The 25,915-nt window shown below is 71.8% G+C and carries 20 protein-coding genes and 3 pseudogenes; 15 read left to right on the top strand and 8 right to left on the bottom strand.

Annotation, left to right across the window (positions count from 1 at the left end; translation table 11 throughout):
- Window positions 1-26: 26 nt before the first annotated feature.
- From TR46_RS06295 to TR46_RS06285, 3 genes are all read right to left on the bottom strand, one after another.
- A complete protein-coding gene (locus TR46_RS06295) occupies window positions 27-863 on the bottom strand; it encodes an alpha/beta fold hydrolase (RefSeq protein WP_042395002.1) in 837 nt (278 codons plus the stop codon).
- A gap of 47 nt (window positions 864-910) precedes the next feature.
- A complete protein-coding gene (locus TR46_RS06290) occupies window positions 911-2,350 on the bottom strand; it encodes a dihydrolipoyl dehydrogenase family protein (protein ID WP_042394998.1) in 1,440 nt (479 codons plus the stop codon).
- Window positions 2,351-2,487: 137 nt separating this feature from the next.
- A complete protein-coding gene (locus TR46_RS06285; RefSeq protein ID WP_084718001.1) occupies window positions 2,488-3,336 on the bottom strand; it encodes an alpha/beta fold hydrolase in 849 nt (282 codons plus the stop codon).
- A 429-nt stretch (window positions 3,337-3,765) separates the two neighbouring features.
- Here TR46_RS06285 and TR46_RS06280 point away from each other — a divergent pair, with 429 nt between their 5' ends.
- Both TR46_RS06280 and TR46_RS43995 read left to right on the top strand, forming a co-directional pair.
- Window positions 3,766-4,236, top strand: coding sequence for an SsgA family sporulation/cell division regulator (locus TR46_RS06280; RefSeq protein WP_042394995.1), 471 nt, complete (start codon window positions 3,766-3,768; stop codon window positions 4,234-4,236).
- A 252-nt stretch (window positions 4,237-4,488) separates the two neighbouring features.
- Window positions 4,489-4,844: pseudogene (locus TR46_RS43995) on the top strand (MFS transporter); the annotation flags it as partial.
- A 174-nt stretch (window positions 4,845-5,018) separates the two neighbouring features.
- Here TR46_RS43995 and TR46_RS06270 read toward each other — a convergent pair.
- A complete protein-coding gene (locus tag TR46_RS06270) occupies window positions 5,019-5,876 on the bottom strand; it encodes a crotonase/enoyl-CoA hydratase family protein (protein WP_042394989.1) in 858 nt (285 codons plus the stop codon).
- Between the two features lie 283 nt (window positions 5,877-6,159).
- Between TR46_RS06270 and tatA the strand changes: the two are divergent.
- From tatA to TR46_RS06230, 9 genes and pseudogenes are all read left to right on the top strand, one after another.
- Window positions 6,160-6,336: pseudogene (gene tatA / locus TR46_RS06265) on the top strand (Sec-independent protein translocase subunit TatA); the annotation flags it as partial.
- A gap of 209 nt (window positions 6,337-6,545) precedes the next feature.
- Window positions 6,546-7,013 (top strand): sigma-70 family RNA polymerase sigma factor, encoded by a 468-nt coding sequence (locus TR46_RS06260; RefSeq protein WP_236655220.1) that lies wholly within the window; start codon window positions 6,546-6,548, stop codon window positions 7,011-7,013.
- A gap of 72 nt (window positions 7,014-7,085) precedes the next feature.
- Window positions 7,086-7,709, top strand: coding sequence for a hypothetical protein (locus TR46_RS06255; protein WP_042394969.1), 624 nt, complete (start codon window positions 7,086-7,088; stop codon window positions 7,707-7,709).
- 33 nt (window positions 7,710-7,742) lie between these two features.
- A pseudogene (locus TR46_RS45000) lies at window positions 7,743-8,174 on the top strand (Bax inhibitor-1/YccA family membrane protein); the annotation flags it as partial.
- Window positions 8,146-8,634: a Bax inhibitor-1/YccA family membrane protein gene (locus TR46_RS44995; RefSeq protein WP_439654344.1), complete on the top strand. Its 489-nt coding sequence runs from the start codon at window positions 8,146-8,148 to the stop codon at window positions 8,632-8,634. The pseudogene TR46_RS45000 and the gene TR46_RS44995, both read left to right, overlap by 29 nt.
- A 177-nt stretch (window positions 8,635-8,811) precedes the next feature.
- Complete coding sequence (locus TR46_RS06245) at window positions 8,812-11,604, top strand: helix-turn-helix transcriptional regulator (protein ID WP_042394966.1); 2,793 nt, start codon at window positions 8,812-8,814, stop codon at window positions 11,602-11,604.
- Window positions 11,605-11,659: 55 nt separating this feature from the next.
- Window positions 11,660-12,157, top strand: coding sequence for an SRPBCC family protein (locus TR46_RS06240; protein WP_042394964.1), 498 nt, complete (start codon window positions 11,660-11,662; stop codon window positions 12,155-12,157).
- A 214-nt stretch (window positions 12,158-12,371) separates the two neighbouring features.
- Window positions 12,372-12,842, top strand: coding sequence for an SsgA family sporulation/cell division regulator (locus tag TR46_RS06235; protein ID WP_042394961.1), 471 nt, complete (start codon window positions 12,372-12,374; stop codon window positions 12,840-12,842).
- A 128-nt stretch (window positions 12,843-12,970) separates the two neighbouring features.
- Window positions 12,971-13,771: an alpha/beta hydrolase gene (locus TR46_RS06230; RefSeq protein WP_042394958.1), complete on the top strand. Its 801-nt coding sequence runs from the start codon at window positions 12,971-12,973 to the stop codon at window positions 13,769-13,771.
- 56 nt (window positions 13,772-13,827) lie between these two features.
- On the opposite strand, the gene TR46_RS06225 is transcribed toward TR46_RS06230, so the two are convergent.
- The 3 genes from TR46_RS06225 to TR46_RS06215 all read right to left on the bottom strand — a co-directional run bounded on the left by TR46_RS06225 (window position 13,828) and on the right by TR46_RS06215 (window position 20,082).
- Window positions 13,828-16,605, bottom strand: coding sequence for a helix-turn-helix transcriptional regulator (locus tag TR46_RS06225; RefSeq protein WP_042394955.1), 2,778 nt, complete (start codon window positions 16,603-16,605; stop codon window positions 13,828-13,830).
- A gap of 41 nt (window positions 16,606-16,646) precedes the next feature.
- Window positions 16,647-17,117, bottom strand: coding sequence for an SRPBCC family protein (locus TR46_RS06220; RefSeq protein WP_042394953.1), 471 nt, complete (start codon window positions 17,115-17,117; stop codon window positions 16,647-16,649).
- Between the two features lie 178 nt (window positions 17,118-17,295).
- Window positions 17,296-20,082, bottom strand: coding sequence for an ATP-binding protein (locus TR46_RS06215; RefSeq protein ID WP_042394950.1), 2,787 nt, complete (start codon window positions 20,080-20,082; stop codon window positions 17,296-17,298).
- A 692-nt stretch (window positions 20,083-20,774) separates the two neighbouring features.
- Between TR46_RS06215 and TR46_RS06205 the strand changes: the two genes are divergently transcribed.
- From TR46_RS06205 to TR46_RS06190, 4 genes are all read left to right on the top strand, one after another.
- Window positions 20,775-21,614: an oxidoreductase gene (locus tag TR46_RS06205; RefSeq protein ID WP_042394948.1), complete on the top strand. Its 840-nt coding sequence runs from the start codon at window positions 20,775-20,777 to the stop codon at window positions 21,612-21,614.
- Between the two features lie 88 nt (window positions 21,615-21,702).
- Window positions 21,703-22,560 carry an SDR family NAD(P)-dependent oxidoreductase gene (locus tag TR46_RS06200; protein WP_042394945.1) on the top strand — a complete coding sequence of 286 codons (858 nt, stop codon included), beginning with the start codon at window positions 21,703-21,705 and terminating at the stop codon, window positions 22,558-22,560.
- A gap of 88 nt (window positions 22,561-22,648) precedes the next feature.
- On the top strand, window positions 22,649-22,897 hold the full coding sequence (locus tag TR46_RS06195) for a TetR/AcrR family transcriptional regulator (protein WP_369405978.1): 249 nt from the start codon (window positions 22,649-22,651) through the stop codon (window positions 22,895-22,897).
- A 37-nt stretch (window positions 22,898-22,934) separates the two neighbouring features.
- Window positions 22,935-23,240 carry a tetratricopeptide repeat protein gene (locus tag TR46_RS06190; protein WP_042394940.1) on the top strand — a complete coding sequence of 102 codons (306 nt, stop codon included), beginning with the start codon at window positions 22,935-22,937 and terminating at the stop codon, window positions 23,238-23,240.
- Window positions 23,241-23,345: 105 nt separating this feature from the next.
- Here the strand turns inward: TR46_RS06190 and TR46_RS06185 are convergent.
- Window positions 23,346-25,915: helix-turn-helix transcriptional regulator (locus tag TR46_RS06185; RefSeq protein WP_042394937.1), on the bottom strand; the 2,570-nt coding region annotated here is incomplete at its 5' end.

The raw sequence follows: 25,915 nt of genomic DNA, 5'->3' as shown, positions 1-25,915 counted from the left end.
GCCGTCGGGCCTTGATCGGGCGTCGCCTACTTGGCCAGGAAGGCGAGCAGGGCCTGGTTGACCTCGGCCGCGTGGGTCCGGAGCAGGCCGTGCGGGGCGCCCTCGACCTCGACGTAGTCGGCGGTGGGCAGGGCCTGGTGGAAGAGTCGTCCGGTGGCTTCGACCGGCAGGATCCGGTCGCCGGTGCCGTGCAGGATGAGCGCGGGCACGTCGATCTTCGGGATGTCGGCGCGGAAGTCGGTGGACCAGGTCAGCGGTGCCGCGGCGGCCGCGTGCGCGCCGCCGCTCGCGGCGGTGTCCCAGCTGTTGCGCAGGGCCACCTCGCTGATGCGGGACCCGAGGTTCTCGTCCAGGTTGTAGAAGTCCTCGAAGAACCGGGTGTAGTAGGCGTAGCGGTCGGCCGCCGCGGCCTTGGAGACCTCCTGGAAGAACGCGGCGGACGCCGCCCCGCCGGGGTTCTTGTCGTTCTTCAGCAGCCAGGGCTCCAGGGAGGCGAGGAAGGCCACCCGGGCGATCCGGGCGCTGCCGTGGTTGCCGAGGTAGCGGGCGACCTCGCCGGTGCCCATGGAGAAGCCGACCAGGACGGCGTCGTTCAGGTCCAGGGTCTCCAGGACGGTGTGCAGGTCCGCGGCGAAGGTGTCGTAGTCGTAGCCGGTGGTGGGGTGGCTGGACCGGCCGAAGCCGCGGCGGTCGTAGGTGACGACCCGGTAGCCGGCTTCGAGCAACGCCGCGGACTGCTGCTCCCAGGAGCGTCCGCTGAGCGGGTAGCCGTGGATCAGCACGACGGGCTGTCCGGTGCCGTGGTCCTCGTAGTACAGGTCGATGCCGGTGGAGTTCTCCTGGCCGACGGTGATGAAGGGCATGGCGGTTCCTTGGTGTCGTAGGTGGTCTCGGGCCCGGTGGGCGGGGCTCAGCCCCGGTAGGTTTCCAGCAGCCGCAGCCAGATTTCGCTGATCGTGGGGAAGGCGGGTACGGCGTGCCACAGCCGGTCCACGGTGATCTCGCCGGTGATGGCGACGGTGGCCGAGTGGAGCAGTTCGGCCACGCCGGGACCTGCGAAGGTGGCCCCGAGCACGGTGCGGCGCTCCGGGTCGATCAGTATCCGGGCCCTGCCCCGGTAGTCGGGGCGGTACTGCAGGGCGCCGGCCAGCTGCCCGATCTCGTAGTCGACGACGTCCACCTGCCGGCCGGCCCGCTCGGCCGCGGCGGTGGTCAGGCCGACAGCGGCGATCTCGGGGTCGGTGAAGACGACTTGGGGAACGGCCTCGGTGTCCGCGGTGGCGGTGTGCCGTCCCCAGCGCCCGGTGTCGAGGGGCGTGCCCGCGGCCCGCGCCGCGATGGTGGCGCCGGCGATGCGGGCCTGGTACTTGCCCTGGTGGGTGAACAGGGCACGGTTGTTGACGTCGCCCACCGCGTAGAGCCAGGCGCCCGGCACGCCGGTGACGGTGAACGAGTCATCGGTGGTCAGCCAATCGCCGGGGGTCAGCCCGACGGTCCGCAGTCCGAGGTCCCCGGTGCGTGGTGCGCGTCCGGTGGCCAGTAGGAGTTCGTCCGCGGTGAGCCGCGATCCGTCGGAAAGAGTCACCTGGACCGGGTCCTGCGGTCCTTGAGCGCGGGCTGCGGCGGTCACGGTGGTGCGGAAGCGCAGATCGGCTCCGGCCTCGCGGAGCCGCTCGGCGACGAGTTCACCGGCGAACGGCTCCATGCGTCCCAGCAGCCGGGAGTCGCGTGCGATCAGGGTCACCTGGGAGCCCAGCGCCTGGTAGGCGGTGGCCATCTCGGTGGCCACGACGCCGGCGCCGACGACGGCGAGCCGTTCGGGGATCCGCGGGGCGCTGGTGGCCTCGCGGCTGCTCCACGGCCGCAGCGCGTCGAGCCCGGGCAGCGGCGGGAACGCCGCGCCGGTGCCGGTGCAGAGGACCACGGCGTGCCGGGCCCGCAGCCGCAGCACTCCGCCGTCGGCCGTGCGTACGGCCACCCGGCGTGGCCCCTCCAGGTAGCCGTGCCCGCGGATCAGCTCGATGCCGGCGGACTTGAGCCAGGCGACCTGTCCCTCGTCGTTCCAGTCGGCGGCCATGCGGTCCCGGTGGGCCAGCACCGCCGCGGTGTCCAGCGGCCCGGCGACGGCCGGGGCAAGCCCGGGGACGTGGGAGGCGTCGGCGCGCATCAGCGCGGCCCGGAGCAGTGCCTTGCTCGGTTCGCAGGCCCAGTACGAGCATTCGCCGCCGACCAGGTCGCTCTCGACGATCACGGTGGTCAGGCCTGCGGCTGTGGTGCGGTCGGCGACGTTCTCGCCGACCGGTCCGGCGCCGATCACGACGACGTCAGGGGTGCGGGGGGTGTCCGCCACGGGTCCTCCGTTGGGTGTGTGGTGGATGCGGGAGAGAGCCGGGCGGTCGTGGTCCCGCGGGGGCGGCTGGACATCGGCCGCCCCCGCGGGTGTTCAGGTGATCCGGTCGCGCCCGGGTCGGCGGTCGGTGCCGCGCGTCAGCGGGTGGCGTTCGCGGCCTTCTCGATGACCTGCGCGACCGTGTCGGGGTGGGAGACGGCGACGGAGTGGGAGGCGGCGACCTCGGTGATGTGGGAGTGGGCGCGGCGGGCCATGAAGAGCTGGGCGGCCGGCGGGATGTTGAGGTCCTGCGTGGTCACCACGTCCCAGCTGGGCGTGGTCTGCCAGGCCGCGGTGGTGGCCTTCTCCTCCAGGGCGCTCTGCGCGATGGGGCGCTGGATGGCGGCCATGATCGAGGCCTGGGCGGCGGGAACGTCGGCGGCGAACTGGTGGCGGAACTTGCTGGTCTGGATGTACAGGTCGGTGGTGGTGCTGCCGTCCGGGAGGGTGTAGGTGACCGGGTCCAGGGCGTCGGAGAGGGTGGAGCCGGGGAACTTCCCAGTCAGCTCCAGGGCGCTCTCGCCCGGGGCGGGCAGGAAGGCGGCCACGTAGACCAGGGCCTTGACCTGGGGGTCGTTGGTGGCCGCCTCGCTGATCACGGAGCCGCCGTAGGAGTGCCCGACCAGGATCTTGGGCCCCTGGATGTGGTCGACGACGCTGCGCAGTACGGCGGCGTCCTGGGCGGGTCCGCGCAGCGGGTCGGAGGGGGCGACGACGGGGTAGCCGTCACGGCGCAGGCGGGTGATCACATCGCTCCAGCTGGAGCCGTCGGCGAAGGCGCCGTGTTCCAGCACGATCGTCGGCTTGGCCTTGGTGGCGGAGACGGCGGGCGTGGTGGCGTTCGCCGGGCCGCCGATGACGAACGTGCCGAGGAGCGCACTGCCTGCGACCGCCGTCACGATGGCCGTCGGAAGCCACTGACCGCGCCTGCTCTTGTTGCGTGCCATGGGAGTTCCCCTTTCGGGAGATGTCGAAGGATCTGAGAGGACGCCCCACCGCGATATCGTTCGAGCGATTCGCTCGACGTGGCGCGGAGGCCTGTCCTGCTCCACTCTTGGCCACCGGCAGCTCGGGGAGATCCGTCAGTTGACGGTCAGTTGCTCCCGCGCACGACTGCCTGTCGATGACTCAGATCCCGGCTCGCGTCCATGAACGGAGCCGTGTCCGACCGTCAACTGACGGATGGCTGCCGCATCGCCCGCACGGGAGGGTGGAGGCGTAGGTCGATGTGCTCGCCCACCCGCGCCGGCAGATGCCGGGGACCGTGCCCTCGCCGATGACGTATTTCGACTGACGGTCACATTACCGATGGCCTGCCGGGCTTCGCCCGGGGAGAGTCGTGGCAACGACGTCGATCCACTGAAGGAGCGCCTGCCATGCAGGGCAACCCGCCAGACCTCCCGGTTCGCGAGGCGGCGGCCCAGGACCCGCTCGCGCTCTCACTGGACACGCGCAGGGTCCTGGGCCGTCGGGCACGGCAGTCCGTGCGGGCCGAGTTCCGATTCGATCCGGCCACGCCCCTGGTCGTGGCCGCCACCTTCGTCCCCGACCAGGGGCCCAGTGTCACCTGGCGCATCGGCCGCGAGCTGCTCAGCCAGGGCCTCCACGAGGGCGGCGGTGCCGGAAGCATCCGCATCTGGCCTGCCCAGGGCTGGGACAGCGACACGGCCTGGCTGCTCCTGGAGTCGCCGAAGAGCAGCGCCCTTCTCGAGCTCCCCGTCGTTCCCATCGTCGGATGGCTCGACGCCACCTACGAACTCGTGCCGCAGCAGGACGAGGCGGCGGCGCTGGACTGGGACGGGTTCATGGCCGGCCTCCTGGACGGCTTCGGACCGTCGCGCGGCTGATGCTGAGCGCCGGTCACATGCTGCGCGCCGGCCGGCCGTACGGATCGGCCGGACAGACGCCGAGCACGCGGAGTTCCGACCGGACGGGCGCCGGCCTCAACGCCACGCGCTTCCACGTCGAAGTCGAGGGGCACCCGACCAGCCGCACGTCGCACTGACATGCAGGAAGTGCGTGTCTTCACCGCTGCTGGCGATCCGCCGACGGCCTTGTAGTCATCACCGGATCGTCGCCGTCGTTCATCGCTGCGCAGCTCGATCCCGTTGATCGGCGGTCTGGCCGTGGCCACCACCGTGTCCGGATGGGTCATCACCAGGACCGGGAAGTGGAAGGCCTGGCTGCTGACCGGGGGGCCCTGCTGACGGCGGGCCTGGGGCTGCTGGGCTCGATCCGCTCCGACACCCCGTTCTGGCGCATGACGTCTTCATGGCGCTGATGGGCCTGGGCGTCGGCATGACGCTGCAGAACCTGGTCCCGTGCACCCAGAACCAGGTGGTGCCGTCGGATCTCGGCGCGGCCTCCTCGACCGTCAACTTCTTCCGCTCCCCCGGTGGGGCAGTGGGCGTCGCGGTCCTCGGCTCGGTGCTGACCGACCGTATCGGCCACTACACCAGGGCCTCCATCGGATCGCTCGTCCCGCAGTCCCGGCGCGTGGCCGGCGAAGCCGTCAGCAGCGGTGCACTCCCCGGTGCCAGGATGCTCCCCGCGCCGGTCCGCACCTGGCTGCCGTTCATCGCCGGTCTGCTCGACGGGGCCGATGCCGGCTGAGAGGCGTGGCGCGCTCTCACCGCGTCTCGGCGAAGCGCCTGTTCTGCAGTGCGACGAGCCGTTCCATGTACTCGACTGCGGCCTCGCCCACGTCGAAGGCGGACTCGGCCCAGTCCTCGGTGGTGGCCATCAGCACCTCACGAGGAACGGGAAGCGACAGCTCCCGGGCACGGATCATCGCGCGCACCCCGTTGAACCGCGGAGCGATCTCGTCGATGAACTCCGTCACCGCCCTGAAGCCCTTGCCCGTGGCCGCGACCCGGTCGACGAGCCCTCGCTCCGCGTGCCAGCCGACAGCTTCCTGATCGCCCCAACCGATCAGGCGCTCGGCCGTCTGCCGTCCGGCGCGTCGGGCCGTCAGCGGATACGCCCCCATCCCGGGGAAGAGGTTGAACTTGATCTCGGGGAAGCCCAGCCGGGCCTGCTCCTCGGCGATGACGAAATGGTGGGCCAGGGCGCATTCGAAGCCACCGCCCAAGGCGTCCCCGTCCACCAGGGCGATGCTGATCGCGCCGGTGTGGAAGCCGTGCACGGCCTCGTCGATGCAGTCGACGCAGGCGCGGGCGTAGGACCGCAGGGCGTCGTGGTCACCGGTTCGTATGGAGCGCGCGAACAGCTCCAGGTCGCCGCCGGCGTTGAACATCCCCGGGGTGGCTGAGGCCGTGACCCAGAACCGGACCGGGATCGCGGCACTCCGCACCAGCCGGCCCAACCGGAGGATCTCCCCGAGAAGCACACGGTTGAACGATGGCCGCGGCTCCGCGCGCATGACCATCCAGACCACCTGGCGATCGCCGTCGTAGCGGGCAGTGATCTGACTGAACTCGTCCGCGGCACCGAGCGGACACGTGTGGCTGAGATCGTTGATATCCATGGGGAACCTCTCCGGGATGCGGGACGCACTGGAGCAACTCGGCCCAGCGGGGCAGCCATGTCGGTCCCTGCGTCTGCCCACCCTTCGTCAACGTGCCTGAGGGTGTGCATGGTTCACGGTGCCGAAGAGCCGGACGGAACCTCCAGTCACATGACTCAGGCGGTGGCGCACGGACCGCAATAGCCTGGTTTGTACGGAAGGCACGGCCGGGTCCGCACCGGCTGCGGACGACTCACACGTGTGTCGTCGTGGACCGACCGACGGTAGGGAAGGAGAGAACAGCATGCTTGAGAACCGTGCGCTGGAGCTCGTCGTCATCGCCGCAGTGCTCCTGGTGCTCTTCGGGGCCAAACGCCTGCCGGACTCGGCGCGGGCACTGGGGACGTCCCTTCGCATTCTGAAGGCGGAGACGAAGGCCATGCGCGATGACGAGGCAGACCAGGCAGTGCCGCTGACCGAAGGCCAGCAGGCACGTGTCCCGCGCTGACATGGACAGCCGACATCGGGACGTCACTCGGACGGCAGTCTTCCGGCACATGTTCCCGCATACGGTGCACACGCGGGGGTTGCGTCCTGCCTCCGATCCTTCACGCAAAGACAGAACGGGCTCGTAAGGCAATGATTGCGCCCCCCACCCCAACGAACCGGTTAGACCTGCTCGGCACCATCGTGAGGGAGTACCGGGGCGGTCTCGTCGCGTACGCCGAGCGGATGCTGGGCGATCACGGGCTCGCGGAGGACGTGGTCCAGGAGACGATCATCAGGGCCTGGCGGAACATCGACCGGTTGCTGGCGACGGAGCGATCGGTCCGGGGGTGGCTGTACACCGTGACCCGTCACCTGGTGGTCGACTGGGTGCGCAAGCCCTACGCCCGCCGGGAGTTGGTCGGGGCGGCCTGTCCCGTGACGTCCACCGGTGACGACGGGACGGGTCGGGTGCGCGATGCCATGGTGGCGGAGCCACTGCTGCGCCGGCTGTCCCCCGAGCACCGGGCGGTGCTGGTGCACATCTATCTGTGCGACCGCACCATCCAGGAGACGGCCGGGATCCTCGGCGTGCCGGCCGGCACGGTCAAGTCCCGTCACCACCACGCCCTGCGCAAACTGCGGCACGCGGTGGAGCACGAGGCGGCGTGAGTGCACAACTCCGGTCGGCCTGAAGGGGCGGCGGATCCGCGCGCCCGCAGACCCGTGAGAGGAAGAATCCCGTTGTACGTCCTGGTGCCCGACGATCCAGTGTTCTTCTCGAAGTTCCAGAGCCTGGAGGAGCCACTCCTGTGGCGCCTCCACTGTCTGCGGAGCAAGGGCCCGGACACCGACGAGGCGCACCTGCTGGCCGACGCCTACGACAGCTGGGTGCGCGTGCTGTTGAAGCTGCCGCTGTGGCCGCGCTGGCATGTCACAGGGGCGTCCACGCCCGAGACGGACGAGGACGACCGGATCGAGTACACGCTCTTCAACGCCCACGGGACCGAGCTGACGGGCCTCTACCCGGTGGATCTGGCCGCCGCGGATCTCGAGCAGCTGGCACTGTGCCTCTTCGCGATCAGCGATGCCCGGCGTGACGGACGGGGGCTGCTCGGCCAGGCCTGCAAGGAGGCGTTGGGCACTGCGGAGAGCCTGGTGAACGGTTTCCGACGGGTGCTGGGTGCGCTGTTGCTGCCGCCGCCCCGCGAACTGCTCTCCGCGCTGCACGGCGTGGGCCGAACGTCGACCGTGACTCTCACGCCGAATGAAGAGGCGTCCTACCGGCGCTACTGCGCGGACCTCGTACACATCCTGAGTTCGGGAGACCAGTTCGCCGTTCAGAGCCATCTGGCCATGTATCCCTGACCGCGGCCACCGGCACCACACACAACCGACCGCATGCCCAGCGCGTCCTGGAAGAGGAGTTCTGACGTGATGGACGTTGAGTACCGTTCACTGAAAGGCAGCAACCCGGTGCTGTCGCGGCCTGGCTTCCGACGTCAGTGCGGCCAGAAGACCGTGGCCGGTAACCCGTGGGCGGAGGCCCGGAGCCCCTGGGCGGAAGCCGCCGGGGAGTCGCCGGTTCCCGTGGGCGATCTGTTGACCCTGGACGCGGCCGTGGGCCGGTCCGCTCTGGCGCTCGCTGTCGCGGCGCTCGCGGCCGTGGCGTCCTGGACGATCCCCTTCGTCCGCGGGGCCGGGGTCGCGGCCGGGTACGCCGTGGCCGGGGCCGCTGCGACAGCATGTGTGCTGCTGGTGCTGACCCAGTGCCGGAAGCTGATGCCGTCTCCCGCGCTGACGCTTGCCTGCGCGGGATTCGAGGGAGTCTTCCTCGGCGTCCTTTTCCCAGGCGGCCTCGGCGCAGGTCTCGGCGGGCGTGTTCACGCAGACCGTGCTGGGGGGCATGGCTGCCTCGGCGGGCGTGCTCGTCGCCTATCGGCTTCGCCTGATCCGGATGACCCGGAGGTTCACCGGATACCTGGGAGCCGCAGCTCTGGGGACGGTGTTCCTGGCGGGTTCGGACGAGCTGCTGACCGCCCTCACCACCTTCGACGGTCTCGGCTTCCGCAGCGGCGGCGCCGGTGCCCTGTGCGGGCTGCTGGGAATCCTCCTCAGCGTCCCCTGCCTGTCGCTGCACGTCAGGCAACTGGAGGAGGGGATTGCGCACGGTGCGCCAGGGCGGGAGTCCTGGGCTGCCGCCTCCGGCCTCACGCTGACCCTGGTCTGGGCCTACGTCGAGATCTTCCGGACGTTCACTCTGGTCGAGGACGTCGACGTCTTCTACCTCTGAGACCCGTTTGCCATCGGTGCCGCCGGCTGCCGCCCAGAGTGCTGACCTGCGGTTGCTGCGACGGGGTGTTTGGCCATCCCGGTCACCGAGGTGATTTGATGGGGCGGACGGAACAGAACGGAGCGTTGCGCCGGCGCGCTGCACGGACTTCCTTGGCGACGCGTAGGAGGCAGCCCGGTGAACGGCCTGGACACACCTCCCCACCCGGCCTCGGCGCAGTTGGTCGGGCGGGACGGGGACCTGGCATTCGTCCGGTCCTTCTTCGGCTCCGTCGTGCGGGGTGCTTCCCTGCTGCTGTCCGGCGAGGCGGGGGTGGGCAAGACCGCGTTGCTCGACGCGGTCGCGGCGACCTCGGCCCGCGAGGGCGTCCGGGTCCTGCGTGCCAACGGTGTGCAGTTCGAAGCGGACATCGCCTATGCCGGGCTCAACCAACTGCTGGTGCCGCTCTTCCAGGAATTCGACCGGCTCGCCCCGGTGCACCGTGACGCGCTGAGGGTGGCGGTCGGCATCGGCGGCGGCCCGGCCCCGGACCGACTGCTGACCTCCACGGCGGCCCTGCTGCTGCTCCGCCAGGTCTCGGCCGAGACGCCGCTGCTGCTCGTGGTCGACGACCTCCCGTGGCTGGACCGTGCCACCACCGCAGTCCTGGGCTTCGTCGCCCGACGGCTGGTCGGCAGCAACATCAACTTTCTGGCTGCCTCCCGGGAGAGCTCCGACAGTTTCTTCGAGTCGAGCGGAATCACCGAGTACCGGCTCAAGCCCCTGGACGCCGGCGCGTCCAAGGCGCTGCTCGCCCGCATGTATCCCGACATGTCGCCCGCGGTGCGCCGCCGCATCGCGGTGCAGACCGGTGGCAACCCGCTCGCCCTGGTGGAACTCCCCGCAGCGCTGACCAGCGACCAGCGGACCGCGTGGGCCTCGGTTCCCGCGGTACTTCCGCTCAGTGAGCGGCTGCAGGCGCTGTTCGCCTCGCGCCTGGCCGAGTTGCCGGCCGCGAGTCGGGAGCTGCTGCTGCTGGCGGCGCTCGACGGGACCGGGGACCTCGCCACGATCGAGCTGGCCGCCGCCGGCAGGGCCTCCGTCGACGATCTCGGCCCAGCGGAGCAGCGGCAGCTGATCAGGGTCTCCGCCGACACCCGTCGGCTCTCGTTCCGGCATCCGCTGATCGGTTCCGTGATTGTGGACGGGTCGTCCCCTTCCGAACGCAGGAGGGGACACCGGGCCCTGGCAGCGGCGCTGACCGGCCATCCGGAACGTCGTTCCTGGCATCTCGGCGAGGCGGCGTCGGGCCCCGACGAGACTGTGGCGGCCCTGCTGGAGCAGTCCGCCCACCTGCGGCTGCGGCGCGGCGACGCGCTCGGCGCGGTGGCGGCGCTGACGCGGGCGGCCGGGCTCAGCCCGGCGGCGGAGGACCAGAGCCGACGGCTGTCGGAGGCCGCCTACATCGGGGCCGACGCCGGCGGGGAACTGGTGGACGCCTCCCGGCTGCTGGCCGGCGCCCGGCAGGTCAACCCGACCGGTCAGGAGTCGCTGCACGCGGCCGCGGCGTCCGCCGTCCTGCTGCTCAACCGGGACGGCGATGTCGAAACCGCGCACCGGCTGCTGGTCGGGGCGATCGAGTCGGGCGGCCACGGGTACGACGCGTCGGACGGCGCCCTCATCGAGGCGTTGCACACCCTGGTCCTGGTGTGCTGGTACGGCGGCAGCCCGCAGCTGTGGGAACCGCTGTTCCGGGCGCTGCAGCGGCTGACCCCCAGGGCGCCCGAACTGCTGCGGGTGTACACCCAGATGTTCGCGGACCCGGCCCGAACCGGGCTGCGCGGCCTGCCGCGCCTGGAGGCGCTGCTCGCCTCCGTGTCCGGCGACGATCCCACGAGCACCGTGCGCCTCGCCGCGTCCTCGATCTACCCGGACCGGCTGGCTGACTCGCGGGAGGCCTCACGCCGCCTGGTCGAACAGGGCCGGGCCGGTGCAGCGCCGGTCCGGCGACACCTGGAGTCACTGCTGCACCTGGGGCTGGACCACTACCACTCGGGACGGTGGAACGAGGCGGCGCGGCTCGCCGGTGAGGGCCTGGCCCTGTGCGAGGAGCACGGCTACCGCTTCTTCGTGTGGGAACTGCAGTATGTGCAGGCGCTGGTGACCGCGGCACAGGGCGATGCCGCGACCAGTGCGGCGCTGACCGCGGAGATCGACCGGTGGGCCGCACCCCGCGGTGCCCAGGGCGCCCGGTTCTGGGCCCTGCACGCGAAGACCCTGGCGGCCCTGGGCAGCGGCGACTTCGAGACCGCCTACCGCCATGCCACCACGATGTCCCGGCCGGGGACGATCGCTCCGTATGTCCCGCACGCCATGTGGAGCGCGATGGACCTGACGGAGGCGGCAGTCAGGACCGGGCGGCACGCCGAGGCCTCGGCGCATGCGGCAGCCCTGGGCGGCTCGGCGATGTCCGGCCTCTCGCCGCGGCTGGCGCTGCTGACCCTGGGCAGCCGGGCCCTCAGCAGTCCCGAGGACGAGGCCGTGGACCTGTTCGACCAGGCGCTCTCCCTGCCCGAAGCGGAACGCTGGCCCTTCGACGTCGCCCGGGTGCGGCTGTTCTACGGCGAACGCCTTCGACGGCGGCGCGCGACCAGCGAGGCCCGCGACCAGTTGGCCCGGGCGGGGGAGGCCTTCGAGCGACTGGGCGCGGCGCCGTGGGCGAGGCGCGCGGCCGCCGAACTCCAGGCGAGCGGCCAGGCCCCGCCGGCGGTCGCCGGCCAGGACCGGCGGGCGTCGTTGACAGCACAGGAACGCCAGATCGCTGAGCTCGCCGCCACCGGGCTGACGAACAAGCAGATCGCCGAGCGGCTGTTCCTCTCCCACCGCACCGTCGGGGCCCACCTGTACCAGATCTATCCCAAGCTCGGCATCGGTTCGCGTGCGGCACTCCGTGACGCGCTCGCCGCGCTCGACCCGCTGGGCCGCGATTGACCGGAACCTGCAAGACTGCTTCCGTGCCCTACGAGTAGCGTGAAAGAGATCCCGGATGTACGACACCTCGGGCCGCCGCCCGGACATGCACTGGCCGGCCGGCTTCTCCCCGGCCGACGCGCACAGTTTCCAGCAGTGGCAGGCCACCGTGCCCGGCCCGGCCGAGCAGGCGTTCACACGTCTCACCGACACGGGCAACTGGACGAGGTGGGTTCCCCGCCTGGACGAGGTGAGCACCGACACGATCAGTGAGACGTTTCACGTGGTCTGGGAGGGCCACCGGTTCGAGGTGTTCGTGGGTGAGTACGAGCCGCCGCACCGCCTCGGCTGGCTCGGGATCGGCGCCGGAGTGCAGCTCTACCAGGCGTGGCTGCTCACCGAGACCGGGGACGTTACCCACATCGTGCTCGAGAACATCGTGCGGGGATCCGCCCCGAAGGCCCTGGACACGCTGGCTCCCGCCTGGGCGGAGAAACTGCACGCACTGTGGCTCACCCAGCTCGCGAAGCTCTCCGAAGGCGGTACCGGGGCGGCGGCGCCGGGCGGGGCGTGACCCCCCGCCGCGGCCGCTGTCAGTCCGCGGGAGGAACCCGAGACGTTCGACGAGGCGGTTCTCGACTTCGTCCGGCACACCGGCGAGGCGCGCGCACACGCTGGGGAGCGTACCGGGGAGGGTGGTGTCGCGCAGTCAAGTGACCGATGCGCCATGCTTCTTCGCCGCTCAGAGTGGGGGTGACAGTAGTCGCTTCGCGAAAGGAGCCCCCGTCATGAGCGGCGACCACCACGGGGCAGCGGCCCGGCAGTCCAGGCCCCACCCTCTCCCCCCACTGTCCCTGGGCATACGGCAGATACTGGGCCCGTCCACCGAGCAGGGGATCGGAGCGGAGTTCCGCTACGACCCGGACTCCCCTCTCACGGTGACCGTGACCCTCCTCGCCCCGTCCTGCCCGCCTGTCGTCTGGCACATCGGCCGCGACCTGCTCAAGGAGGGGGTGCGGTCGAGGAGCGGGGTAGGGGACGTGAAGGTGTGGCGGTCCTACCGGGGCGAGCGGGAGACGGTCTGGCTCCGGCTCGGGCCCAGCGGCGGCAGCGCGCTCTTCGAGCTGCCCGCCGCACCCCTGGCGAACTGGCTGGCCTTCACCTTCCAACTGGTGCCCGCGGGTGAGGAGATCGATCCGCAGGAGTTCGACGCGTTCATCTCGACGCTGCTGGACGGGCCGTCAGTACCGCTCGACTGACACACGGCGCACGGAGCACGGCGTCAGGATTGAGTCATTCGACTGTCGTCGTCGCCCGGTTCCTGATCGATGCTGAATCCATCGCCCGCGTGCGTGCCGGGCGATCGTCATGCTCGGAGGAGCCAGCAGTGAACCGCACACCCATCGTCTTCATCCACGGCGTGTGGCTGCACGCACGCTCCTGGGAGCTCTGGGCGGAGCGCTTCGCCAGCCGCGGCTTCCTCGCCCTGGCGCCCGGCTGGCCGGGCGAGCCGGCGGACGCCCGTGACCTGCGTGTCGACCCAGGAGTCCTCGGGGGCATGGGACTGGACGCACTGACGGACCACTACGCCGGGATCGTGCGTGCGTGCGAGGTTCCGCCGGTGGTCATCGGCCACTCGGTCGGCGGGCTCATTGCCCAGCACCTCATCGGCGCCGACGTGGGCCGGGCCGCGGTGGCCATCGCGCCCGCCCCGATCAACGGCATCCCGCTGGGCACGCCCCTGGGACTGGCGGAGGCCGGGGTGCACGGACCCGGTGCCGACCAAGTGGTGTCCCTGTCGCCCCGGCAGTTCCGCCAGGCCGTGGCGAACACCGTGGGGGAGCAGGAGTCCGAGCTGCTATACGAACGCTACGCGGTGCCGGCGCCGCGCGCCCTCCTCACCGACCTCGGCTGCGGCGGCGCGGTGCCGGGCACGCGCACAACGGCGGACACCGGCAACACCCGTCGCGGTCCGCTGCTGCTGATCTCCGGGCAGGAGGACCGGATGGTTCCCGACTCGGTCACCCGCGCGGTGTACAAGTCGTACGGCGACTCCACCGCCGCCACCGACCTGAAGCAGTTCGCCGACCGAGCCCACTCCCTGGTCGTCGACAGCGGGTGGAGGAACGTCGCGGACTACGTCCTCGGCTGGCTGCACGACCAGGGCATCAGGTCCCGCACCATGTAGGCGGTACACCACACGGGCGGGACACGCTGACGGTCGGCGGGCCGGCCCGCCCGGCGTCACTCGCCCCGGTCGGCGGGGAGCCGGCCCAGCGCGTCCCTGAGCGCGGCGCGCGAGGCGATGCCCAGCTTGGGGAACACCCGGTAGAGGTGGGAGCTGACCGTGCGCGGGGACAGGTGCATGCGCTCGCCGATCTCCTTGTTGGTCAGTCCCCCGGCCGCCATCTCCGCGATCCGGCGTTCCTGCCACGTCAGCTCAGCGAACTGGGCCGAGGCGGCGAGGGTGGTCATGCCGGTGGCGCGGAGCTCGGCCCGGGCCCGCTCGGCCCAGGTGGACGCCCCCAGCCGATCGAAGGCCTCGACCGCCATGGTCAGGGACGGCCGCGCCTCCTTGCGACCCTGGGTGTGCCGCAGGCGGACGCCCCGGGCCAGGCGGATGCGGGCGAGCTCGAAGGGGAAGCCGGCGGCGGCCGGATGGGCTTCGGCCCGCTGGTACATCGCCTCGGCGTCGGCGGGGTCGGTGCTGGTCATGGCCAGCGCGCCGTAGGTGGTCAGCGCGAGGCGCGGGGAGATCTCAGGCAGTCCGGCTTCCTGCGCCGCCAGGGCATGGCGACGCGCCTGTTCCTCGCGGCCGGTGTGGACGGCGGCCTCGACCAGGTCGAGGAGGGTGCGGGAGGCCTGGTGCGCGCAGGGTTCGAAGGAACCGGGAGGGGTGATGCCGATGGCATGCACGTAGGCGGCTTCGTAGTCGCCTTCGGCCAGCGCGGCGGCGGTGCCGACGGCATCGGCGATCTGTGTCAGGAAGCCCACCCCGCGCGGGCGGGCCCAGGCATCGACCTGTGCCTGCAACTGCCGTGCGTCGTCCGCCTGGCCCCGCATCGCGGCGATCAGTCCCAGATAGGCGCGGGTGTGGCAGCCGAAGAGCTGGTGCCGGTGGAGCGTCGTCAGTTCCAGGCACCGCCGGCCGGTCTGCTCGGCCTCCTCCCACTCGCCGACGGCGATCTGGTCGAGCATGATCAGGTGCAGCATGGTCATGCCCGCGGCCATCGCGCCGGTCTCCAGTTCGCGGTCCACGGTGCGCTGCAGCTGCGGGCGGTACTGGCTCAGGGTGTCCACGTGATAGGCGGCGACGCCCAGCCGGGTGATGTCCCAGGGTTCGAGACCGGGCAGCCCGAGGAGGGCGCGTTCCACCCGCACGTGCACCCCGGCGCCGCGCCGTACCACGTCGCTCCAGGCGTCCTGGTAGATCCGGGAGACGTCCGGCACGAGGTCCCCGAGGGCGTCGAGGAGTTGATGCGACTGTTCCCAGGCGGCCGCGTTGCCCGTGTACTGGCTGACGGCCAGCAGCAGGTTGACCAGTCGGGTGAGCACCGCGCTCTGCTCCCGCACCCCGCTGTCGCGCAGGCTCTGGATCGCGGCGGCGACCCGGCTCCGGGAGGACCGTACGTCCCCGGCCTCGTACAGCGCCTGATAGGCCGAGGTGACGACCGAGGCCGGCGACTCGTCCACGGCGGACGCCGCGTCGGCGCGCAGCAGCTGCTGGGCCTGGTCCAGTTGGCCGGAGTGGCCCGCGATGAACGCGGCGTCGCCGAGCCGTCGGGAGCGTTCGTGACGGCTCTCGCTCAGCTCCGCGGCCCGGGTCAGCCAGGCGACGGCGGCCAGCGCGCCGCCGCGCCGGGTCGCCGAATGGGCCGCGGCTTCCAGGACCGCCGCGATCTCCTCATCCGGGTCGACCGTCGACGCTCCCAGGTGGGTCGCCCGCCGTTCGACGTCCTCGCGGTGGACGTGGGCGAGGGCGGCGTGCGCCGTGCGGCGTTCGTTGGGAGTCGCCATCTGGACCACGGTCGACCGGACCAGAGGATGGCGGAAGACGAAGTCGCCGTTCAGCAGGTCGATGGTGAGCAGGCCGCAGGCGACGGCTTCGTCGGCGCCGGCCATGCGGTAGCGCGGACCCGCGGTGCGGGCGGTCGCCGTGCCCGCCGCGACGCCGTCCAGCGCTCCGCGCAGCAGCTCCGCGCGCACGGAGTCCCCGAGCGTCCTGATGCGGGAGCCGTAGACCTGCTGCAGGCGTAGCGGTAGCGGGACGCCGGTGTACCCGAAGGGCGCCTCGGAGCTGCCTGCGGTCCGGGACGCCCGGACATGGGGCGGCAGCTCCAGCAGCGCCAGCGGATTCCCCTGCGCCTCGTCGAGGACCAGCCGGCGGATCGGAGCCTCCAGGCCGGGGTGGTGCAGGTCCAGGAGCAGTTCGGAGGCCTCCGCCGACAGCGTGTTCACCGGCAGTTCGGGCAGTGCGGCGGAGTCGAAGCCCGAAGGCAGGTCGGACCGCAGGCCGACGACCAGTTTCACCGAACTACCCGTCAGACGCCGCCCCACGAACCCGAACACCGCGGTGCTGGAGGCGTCGAACCACTGGCCGTCGTCGATCACCACGAACAGGGGCTGCTGCGAGGCCGCGAGCGAGAGCAGGTCGAGGACCGCGATGCCGAGGGTCATCACCGAGGGCGGCGTGTCCGCGCTTCCGCCGAAGACGACGTCCCAGACTCCGCGGGCGCTGTCGTCCAGTCGTTCGACGTAGCCGAGCAGGGGATAGAGGGCCTGGTGCAGGCCGGCGAACGGCAACTCCGACTCGGCCTCGACCCCTGCCGCCCTGATCAGCCGGTGCTGCTCGGACGCCGCCAGCTCGCTGACATGGTCCAGGAGGGAGCTCTTGCCCACCCCTGTGTCTCCCCGCAGGACCAGTGCCCGCCCCGCGGCGCCCGACACGAAGTCGGACAGCACCTTCTTCTCGCCCTCGCGACCGACTATGGACCCGAGCCCCGGCCCCGCCGTCTCCGCCATCTCCAGCGTCCCCCATTTCCTACGATCCGCCTCGGCCGTCATCAGGCGTCCTCGGCGAGCCTCTTGAGCTGCGCGAGCCACAGCGTGTTCAGGTGGTGCGGCCACTTCGGGAACAGCACGTCGAGCGATCGGGCCGCAGGTCCGCGGACGACGTTCTCGGTGACCGCCTGCGTGCCGCCCGGGACGTCACGGAGCAGCCACGCCTGGTACAGCTGCACCCCGGCGCCGATGCCCGACCAGCCGAGCCGGCGGGGCGGCACGTGTTCGCCCAGCAGTACGTCGAACCAGTGTTCGTGGAACCGCACCTGGAACGTCCGGGGGAGCGAGCCGGCCCGCACCTCGGTGACGCCCGGCACCCACTGCGGCCACCGCGGTACCTCGGTGAGAAGCGCGAAGACCGTGTCGCGAGGCGCGTGGACGACGGCCTGCGCCTGACAGAAACCGTGGGCCTCGGCGGGTGAGAAACCGGAGGGCCAGTGGATGTCCGGATGGCAGCCCGATGTGTCGACCATCCACGTCCCTTCCCTGGCCACCCGGCGGCCACAGCTGCGCCCACCAGGCAGAATGCCCCCGACGGGCGTCCCGGGACCTACTCTGCGCCAGCGCGGGCGGCCGGGCATAGGTAAATTGACTGAGTGATCGGACCGAGCGGTGGGCCGCGGGTGGAATGCGCCGGTTCGCCGCCGTTGGTCAGGCGTCGCCCGCCTGGAGGTCGGAGAGCGCGTCGCGCAGGGCCGCCCTGGATGTGATGCCCAGTTTGGGATAGATCTGGTAGAGGTGCGTGCCGACCGTACGGTGCGACAGGAACAGCCGCTCGGCGATCTGCTTGTTCGTCAGTCCCGTCGCGGCCAACCTGGCGATCTGCTCCTCCTGCGCCGTCAGCGCCACCAGCCCCGATCGGGCGGTGGGCGGCGCGGACTGCCCGGCTGCCCGCAGCTCGGCCGCCGCCCGTTGCAGCCAGGGCTGGGCGCCGAGCCGTTGGAAGGCGTCCAGCGCCAGCGTCAGCTGCTCGCGGGCCTTGGCCGTGACCCGACGGCGGCGCAGGCGCTCCCCGTAGAACAGCCGCACCCGTGCCACGTCGAAGGGCCAGCGTTCCGGCCCGGGGACCGACAGCGCCTGCTCGAAGAGGTCGAGGGCGGCGTCACCCGAAGCGACGAGGGCCTCGCACGCCAGGACCAGCAGGTTCAACCGGGGCGACAGTCGGGCCATCGCGGACGCGCGCATCGCGGCCGCGTGGGCCGCCGCCTCCTCGTTCCGTCCGGTCCGGACGGCCGCCTCGACCAGGTCGATGGTTCCCCACATGGCGATCGGGACGTACGGCGCGACGGTTCCGGGTCGGCTGAGCTCGGAGGCGTACTGGTACGCCGTCTCGAAGTCACCGCTGCCGACGGCAGCCAGGGCCCTGGCGTGATAGGCGAAGAACCGGGCGCCGTGGACTCCGCGGGGCGTGGCCCACCGGACGATCTCCTCGGTCAGCGCGGCGCTCCTGGGCTCGTCGCCCTGCACCGCGGCCACGAATGCCTGGATGTACTGGAAGTACCACGCGAAGAACCGGTAGTCGTGGTCTTCACACAGCCGCAGTCCTTCGGAGCCCAACTCGTCCGCGTCCTCCAGACGGCCGAGGTGCATGTAGTCCAGACCCAGGTGCATCAGCGCACCCATGTGACGGCGCACCGGCGCGGTGCCGGCGCGGCCCTGTTCGATCACGCGGTTCGTCGCCCAGCGGAAGTCTCCCAGCAGATCCGCGAAGACCGAGGCGGTTCCGACCCGGATCACCCGGGTGTGGTCGTCGCCCACGGTGGCGATCAGCCGGGCCAGCCGGGGGAGCGCGCCGGGACCCGTGCGTGCCGGGTCGGCGAAGGTCCGGGTGAGCACCCACAGCAGTTCGGGCGGCCGCGGGGTGAGCCGGTCCACGAAAACCAGCAGCGGCTGCCAGCGCTCGGGGTCACCGCAGTACCAGCAGAGCAGCACCAGCAGGTGCAGGGCCTCGATGAGGGCGTCGTTGGACGCCTCCCAGTTGTGGCTGCCGGCCTCGACGGCGCCGACCAGCAGCCGGTACGCGGTCTCGACGTCGCCGTCCCTGTTGATCAGCAGGAACGCGGAGGCGGCGGCCGCGTGGAGTGACTCCTGCCCGATGGAATGGACCTGCCGGGCTCCTGCCAGCAGCCGTGAGGCGTCGTCCAGCTCACCGCTGGAGTCCACGCCCACGTAGGCGGCCTCGGCGAGTCGTCGGCTCTCATCGGCCGCCGCGGGGCTGAGTTCGGCGGCCCGCGTCAGCGCCGAGACCGCGCCGAGCGCGTCCCCGCGCCGCAGCCTGCGGCGCGCCGCTTCCTCCAGCAGGGCCGCGACCGTCTCGTCCGGGCCCACAGTGGCCTCGCCCAGATGCCACGCTCGGCGCTCGGCCTGGTCGACCAGCACCTCGGCGAGCGCCTGATGGGCCCTTCTGCGCTCCGAGGCGGTCGCCAGTTCCACCACGGCGGAGCTGATCAGCGGGTGCCGGAAGGACACGTGGCGGTTGTCGGAGGAGATGTGCACCAGCCGGGCGCGTTCCGCGGGCGTCAGGTCGTCGGCGGTGCCGTGCCCGGCCGCGGCCGCCTCGATCGAGGCCAGGTCCCCGGTGCCGTCGAGGGCGGCGATCAGCAGCAGCTCCCTGCAGCGCTCCGGGAGGTCGACCACCCGCGCGGCGAAGATGGCCTGCAACCGCTGGCCCAGGGGGAGCGCGGCGGGCACCGACGCCAGCGCGGCGTGCTGCTCGGCGGAGAGCGCCTGTGGCAGCTCCACCAGTGCGAGCGGGTTGCCGCGCGCCTCGGCCACGATGCGGCGCCTCAGCGCATTGGAGACGTCCGGATACGCGTGGGCGAGCAGTTCGGCCGAGGACGTGTCGTCCAACGGCTGCAGCCGGTGCTCGGTCAGGCCGCTGGCCTCGAAGAAGCTCTCCGATCCTGCACGGGAGGCGGCAAGCAGGCCGATGCTGCTGCCCACCAGCCGCCGGGCCACGAAGCCGAGCACGGCGTTGGTCGCCTGGTCCAGCCACGGCAGGTCGTCGATGACCAGCAGCAGCCGCCTCCGGGCGGAGATCTGACGCAGCAGCAGCAGCACCGCGGTGGAGGTCAGCAGGCGGTCGGTGACCGGCCCGCTGCTGATGCCGATGGCGACGCACAGGGCGTCGCGGTGCGCGGTGTCCAGGACGTCGAATTCGTCGAAGAGGGGAACCAGCAGCTGGTTGAGTCCGGCGTAGCTGATGTCCGCCTCGAACTGCGCACCGGCGGCCCGCAGGACCCGGACGCCGCTGCGCGCGGCACCGGTTGCGACAGCGTCCAGCACAGCAGACTTGCCCACGCCGGCCTCGCCCGAGAGCAGCAGGGCCGCGCCCTGGACCTCGGCGTTGCCGAAGAAGGACTGGATGAACGCGAGGTCCTGGTCGCGTCCCACCAGGCGGGTGGAGGCAGCACAGGGCGTTGGGTCCGCGTCCCGCATCGCACTGCCTCCCACGCCCGGCGGCAGGCACGGTGTCGTGCGCCGGCCCGGCCCAGTCCGCACCCGGCATCCTGTGGCCGGGCAATCACGGCAGTCTAGAGCACCTGCGCGATCGGTCGGGCACGCGATCGTGCCCCACGGACCCGCCGTCAGCCCAGGTCGCACGGCAGACCGAGGGTCCGAGCGAAGCTCGTGACTTGCTCGGACCAGGGCTCGGCAGCCAGCGTGGCGCTGTTGAGCCGGACGACCGTGCGGGTGCCGTGCGCGTGCGTCGTCCTCCCGTCGCCGGAGACCGGTATCCACCGGTGGCGGAGGTGGTCCCCAGCCGCTCCAGCCACAAGCGCACGAAGTACTCGCCGATTCCCGTCATGGGTAACTCGTAGGTGATGGCGAATGTCTTGACGACGTTGAACCCTTCCCTTTCCAGGCCGGCCCTGCCGCCCACTGCCCGCGCCAGAACCCTCCCCAGACCCGTTCGACGATGGACCGAGGGGCCGGCGGGTCGCCTGCGACTTAGGAAACCCGCGCCTCGGACGGGCTGCCGGCCGTCCCGGGCGAGCAGTCAGATGACGGACGTCCCTGCGGATCGCAACAGTGAAGCTCTGAGTACCGCCAAGAAGGGCATCCCGCTCGCCGCGGCACATGAAGGCGCCCTTGCGCCCATGGCAGCACCGCACCAAGAGGAGCAGAACATGACTCGTACATGGATGATCACCGGGGCCTCCCGCGGCTTCGGACGCCGGTTGGCCGAAGCAGTCCTGGAGGCGGGGGACCAGTTGGTGGCCACCGCCCGGCGCCCGGAGCAGCTCGACGACCTCGTCGCCGGATACGGACCGCGAGTGCGCACGGTGGCCCTGGACGTGACCGACGGCGACGCCGCCCGCGCCGCCGTCCAGGCCGGGGTCGACGCCTTCGGCCGTCTGGACGTGGTGGTGAACAACGCCGGCTACGCCAACAGCGGACCGATCGAGGAGATGACCGACCGGGACTTCCGCGACCAGTTCGAGGCGAACTTCTTCGGAGTCGTCAATGTGACCCGGGCGGCGCTGCCCGTCCTGCGCGGGCAGCGCTCGGGCGTCTTCGTGCAGTTCTCCTCGCTCGGCGGCCGGGTCGGCGGCACTCCCGGCATGGGCGCCTACCAGAGCGCCAAGTTCGCCGTGGAGGGCTTCTCCGAGGTTCTCGCCAGCGAGGTCGCCCCCTTCGGGGTGAAGGTCGTCATCGTCGAGCCGGGAGCCTTCCGCACGGACTGGCAGGGCTCGTCCATGGAACTGCACGCGGTGGGGGCCGACTACGAGAAGACCGTCGGCGCGATGAACCGGTACCGGCAGCAGGACACCGGCAACCAGCCCGGCGACCCGGCCCGTGCCGCCCGGGTCATCATCGGCGCCGTCACCGCCGACGAGCCACCGCGCCGGCTGCTGCTCGGCGCCCAGGCCGTGACCATGGCCCTGGAGGCCGGCAACGCCCGCGCCGAGGAGACCTTGAAGTGGGCCCAGGCGAGCCGCTCCGCCGACTTCCCCGCCGAGGCCTGAGCGCCGGTCCGGCCTTCGCCGCCCGAGCACATCCCGAGTCAGTGCACCACCGATCTCACCGATCCACCGATACCGAGGAGAGCACGCAATGGACCGCAAGACCTGGCTGATCACCGGTGCTTCCAGCGGACTGGGCAATGCCCTGGCCGAGTACGTTCTGGAGCAGGGCGACCAGGTGGTGGCCACCGCCAGTTCGGTGGCGGCCACCACCGAACTGGCCGCCCGCTATCCCGGCACGGCGCTGGCGCTGCGTCTGGACGTCACCGACCCGGCCCACCGGACCGCGGCGGTGCAGGCCGCTGAGGAGCGCTTCGGCGGCATCGACATCCTGGTCAACAATGCCGCGATCGACTTCATCGGCGCTTTGGAGGAGCAGGAGGAGGTGGACTACCGACGCCTGTTCGAGGTCAACTTCTTCGGGGCCGTCGGCCTCACCCGGGCGGTGTTGCCCGGCATGCGGCGCCGCCGCAGCGGCACCGTCGTCAACATTTCCTCCATGGACGGCCTGGCCAGCCTGCCGGCCAACGGCTACTACTCGGCCAGCAAGTTCGCCTTGGAGGGATTCACCGAGGCGCTGTGGCAGGAGATCGAACAGCTCGGGCTGCACGCCATGGTCGTCCAGCCCGGCTCCTTCCGCACCGGGATCGAGAACCGGACCCGGGCGTCCGGCACCGCCATCGAGGACTACGCGGCCACGGCCGGTGCCTTCCGCGCCATGATGGGCACGCTCACCCCGGAGATGTTCCCCGGTGACCCGGCCCGCGCCGCCGCCGTCATCTACACCGAGGCGACCTCACCTCAGCCCCGGCACTGGGTCGTGCTGGGCAGCGACGCCCAGCGGCGGATCGGCGCCAAGCTCGACCAACTGCGCGACGAGTTCGACGCCGGCAAGGACGTCGCCCTGAGCACCGACTTCCCCGGCAGCGCCGCCAACGCCGTGCTCTGACCGGCCGCCTGTCGTCCTGCCGTCCAGGGCGACCGGTCGGCGCCCCGTATGCTCGCCTCCATGAGCGCTGACAGGCGAGTGCAACGGCGTGACGCCGCCGCTACCCGTGAGGCGGTCCTCGCCGCAGCGTTCCGCTTCGGACCCTGAGGTGGCGGACATCGTCAGGAAGGGCATCGAGGAGCACGCGGCCGCACGGCTGGCACGGCTGATCGGCGGGCCGGAAGGCGACCTGCGCGCGCAGTTGGGGCTGTCCCTGGTCGCCGGCACCTGGTTGCTGCGCACCGTCGTCGGTACCACCGCTTTGGCTGCGGCCGACGACGAGCGGCTCACGCGGTAGCTGGCCGGGATGCTGGATCCGGTGGTCCGGCGGACGGATGGTGCGTCGCCGCCGGCAAGCGACGGGGCCGGAGACTAGAGCCGCGTCGGTTCAGAAGGCACTGGGCCGGTGGCACGAGGCCCTCGAACACCTGAGGGGCAGCCTTCTGGAGTTCCGGCGCATCGGCCACCCCGTATACGAGAGCCGGATGCTCATGAACATGGGCGAGGCTCTGGTCGCACTGGGCGAGATCGAGGAGGCGCGCTCCTGCCTCCGGCAGATCCTCGCCCTGGCCGACACGGCACACCCCGGCGCCCTGGAGACAGCCCAGCAGCTCCTGGACTCGCTGAAGGACCCGAGGTAGCGGGGTTGGCCGGGGCAGAGGTCTCGACGTGGGCCCCCGGGCTCCTGGAGCGGCGGACGCACACCCGCCTTCGCTGACCCCGGGCCGGTCTCGGAGGCAGCCGTCCTAGCCGGCGCTGCTGACCCGCCCGTCCTGACCACGGAGGACGGAGGCCAACTGGCGGCGTGAGGTGATGTCGAGTTTTCGGAAGACCTTGTTGAGGTGGTACTCGACGGTCGACGTGGTGATGAAGAGCCGCGCGGCGATCTCGCTGTTGGTCGTTCCCGCGGCGGCGAGCCCGGCGACCTGCCTCTCCTGCGGCGTCAGAGCGTGATCGCTCCGTTCGCTCCGCCTGCGGGCCCGTTCGCCGGTGGCCAGCAGCTCCTTCCGGGCCCGCTCGGCGAACGAGGCGGCTCCCATCCCCGTGAACAGGTCGTACGCCGTTCGCAGCTGGGTGCGCGCATCACCGCGGCGCCTGCGCCGACGAAGCCATTCGCCGAACAGCAGCTGCGTGCGCGCGAGGTCGGTCGTCACCCCGGTCCGGCCCAGTAGCGTCACGGACTCCTGGTACAGCTCCTCGGCCCGGTCGTCGTCCGCCATCAGTGCCCTGCAACGCGCCAGCAGGCCCAGCGCCCAAGGGGTTCCGCAGGCCGTCGCCCGCTGCTCCAGCCGGGCGAGTGCCTTCTTGGCCGTGCCGTGGTCTCCGGACCGCGCCGCTGCCTCGACGGTGTCGGGCAGGATCAGATGGCCCGTCGGATCCGTGTCGTCGAGGACACGGAGCGCCGTGTCCAGCGCCGCCTGATAGCGGCTGAGGCTGAGTTCGAGCAGCGTCAGGGCCCGGACCGCCTGATCCGCCTGGACCCCGAGGCCGAGCCGCTCGGCGTTCGGGAACTGGTCGGCCGCCGCCGCGCGCGCCTCGGCCTCGCGGCCCTGCCAGGCCAGTAGTTCGGCCCGGTGCGGCGAGGTCCCCGCGCTTCGGCCCATGGCCCGGGCGATGTCGTCGACCTCGTCGTGGCAGGCCTGGGCTTCGGCGAAGCGTCCGGCCCGGAGCTCGGAGGCGGCCAGCGCGACGAGGGTGACGGACAGCGGGTAGAGCGCGCCGTGGTCCCGGTCGGCCTGGCTCAGACGGAGCAGGATCCGGTGGCGGCGCCGGTCGTCCCAGAGCACGTCGGCGGCGATGGCGATCACCACGGCCTGCGGGCTGCTCGGCTCGGGGAACCGGTCGGCGGCGCACAGGTCCGCGAGGGCCGCCCGCAGGGCGGGTGCGGTGCTCGCGAGGCCATGGGCGACATGGCCGGCGAGTGCGACCGTCGTCCGGTCGACCGCGGAGAGCTCGATGTCCACCTCGCTGGACGCCTTGACGACCGCCCGCGCGACCTCGGGCAGGGAGGTTCCGGTGACACGGCCGCCGGCCATGAGTGCCGCCTGGAGTGCCTCGCAGAGCATGTCCCAGCCCAGTCGCGGGTCGTGTCCGTCGAGTTCGGCGACGGCTCCGAGCAGGATCTGCGGTACGGCCGCCGGGCGTTGGTGCAGCAATTCCAGGGTTCCCCGCAGCCGTTGCGCCTGGGCCCGGGTCCGCAGGTCGGGAAGGTCGGGTGCGGCGCGCTCCAGGAGCGCCGCGGCCAGGGCGGGGTCGCCGGCGGCGATGTCGGCTCCGGCCGCGGCGAGCAGCCGCTCGGCTCTGTGCCCGGCGTCGTCGGTCAACTCCGCGGCCCGCAGCAGGAACGCCGCTTGTGTCGAGAATCCGCCGCGGCTCCGGGCCAGCTCGGAGGCGCCTTCGAGTTCGCGTGCGACCTGCTCGTCGAGGCCCGTCGTGGCCTCCGCGCGGTGCCAGGCGCGCAGGTCCCGGTCCCTCCTGGGGTCGCCGGCGGTGGCCAGGGCCGCATGCACCCGACGCCGGTCGGACGGCTCGGCGCCGCCGTAGACGGCTGACCGGATCAGCGGATGACGGAAGACGACCCCCCGATCGCGCGTGACAATCCCGGCAGCCCGGGCGGGATCCACCGCTGCCGCGCCCACACCGAGCTCGGCCGCTGCCCGCCACAGCAGGGCCGGGTCGTCGGGCGACGCGGCCGACGCCAGGAGCAGCAGCCACCGGGTCTCCTCCCCGAGCGCACGGACCTGCCGCAGGAAGTGCGCCTCAAGGAGGCGGCATACCGGCAGGGGCACGGGAAGGGGCGCGACGCCCGACAACTGTTCGCGGGCCAGGCAGTGGGCGAGTTCGAGCAGGGCCAGGGGATTGCCGCCGGTTTCGGCGGCGATGCGCGCGGCGACCCGTCGATCGACCTGTCCGGTGGTGCAGGCCGCGAGCAGGGCCCTGGCATCGTCCTCGGGCAGTCCGGGGACGGCAAGCGTGGGCAGTCCGTCGAAGACGGTCCCGTGCAGCGGGTTCTCACGTCCGGCCAGCAGGATTCCGATGGCGTCGGCGTGCAGGCGGCGGGCGACGAAGGCCAGGGCCTCGGCCGACTCCCGGTCCAGCCAGTGCACATCGTCGATCAGACAGAGCAGGGGAGCGGCGGAGGCAGCCGCGGCGAGGAGCGTGAGGGTTGCCATTCCGACCAGGTAGCGGTCGGCGGGCGGCCCGGGAGCCAGGCCGAACGCTGAGCGCAGGCCTTCACGCTGCGGCCCGGGGAGGGCGTCGACGCCGTCCAGGAACGGCAGCAGGAAGCGATGCAGGGCCGCGAAGCCCAGGCGCC

It is taken from the genome of Streptacidiphilus carbonis (assembly GCF_000787775.1).
Lineage (GTDB): Bacteria > Actinomycetota > Actinomycetes > Streptomycetales > Streptomycetaceae > Streptacidiphilus > Streptacidiphilus carbonis.
Note: the sequence above shows the minus strand (reverse complement) of the source record. Positions and strands in the feature narration are given on the sequence as shown.

Excerpts from the sequence above, each read along its gene's own strand:
- TR46_RS06235 (WP_042394961.1), top strand. The coding sequence starts at position 12,372 with ATGAGCGGCGACCACCACGGGGCAGCGGCCCGGCAGTCCAGGCCCCAC.
- TR46_RS06295 (WP_042395002.1), bottom strand. The coding sequence starts at position 863 with ATGCCCTTCATCACCGTCGGCCAGGAGAACTCCACCGGCATCGACCTG.
- TR46_RS06200 (WP_042394945.1), top strand. The coding sequence starts at position 21,703 with ATGGACCGCAAGACCTGGCTGATCACCGGTGCTTCCAGCGGACTGGGC.
- TR46_RS06240 (WP_042394964.1), top strand. The coding sequence starts at position 11,660 with ATGTACGACACCTCGGGCCGCCGCCCGGACATGCACTGGCCGGCCGGC.
- TR46_RS06285 (WP_084718001.1), bottom strand. The coding sequence starts at position 3,336 with ATGGCACGCAACAAGAGCAGGCGCGGTCAGTGGCTTCCGACGGCCATC.
- TR46_RS06215 (WP_042394950.1), bottom strand. The coding sequence starts at position 20,082 with ATGCGGGACGCGGACCCAACGCCCTGTGCTGCCTCCACCCGCCTGGTG.
- TR46_RS06205 (WP_042394948.1), top strand. The coding sequence starts at position 20,775 with ATGACTCGTACATGGATGATCACCGGGGCCTCCCGCGGCTTCGGACGC.
- TR46_RS06225 (WP_042394955.1), bottom strand. The coding sequence starts at position 16,605 with ATGGCGGAGACGGCGGGGCCGGGGCTCGGGTCCATAGTCGGTCGCGAG.
- TR46_RS06280 (WP_042394995.1), top strand. The coding sequence starts at position 3,766 with ATGCAGGGCAACCCGCCAGACCTCCCGGTTCGCGAGGCGGCGGCCCAG.
- TR46_RS06190 (WP_042394940.1), top strand. The coding sequence starts at position 22,935 with ATGGTGCGTCGCCGCCGGCAAGCGACGGGGCCGGAGACTAGAGCCGCG.
- TR46_RS06220 (WP_042394953.1), bottom strand. The coding sequence starts at position 17,117 with ATGGTCGACACATCGGGCTGCCATCCGGACATCCACTGGCCCTCCGGT.
- TR46_RS06270 (WP_042394989.1), bottom strand. The coding sequence starts at position 5,876 with ATGGATATCAACGATCTCAGCCACACGTGTCCGCTCGGTGCCGCGGAC.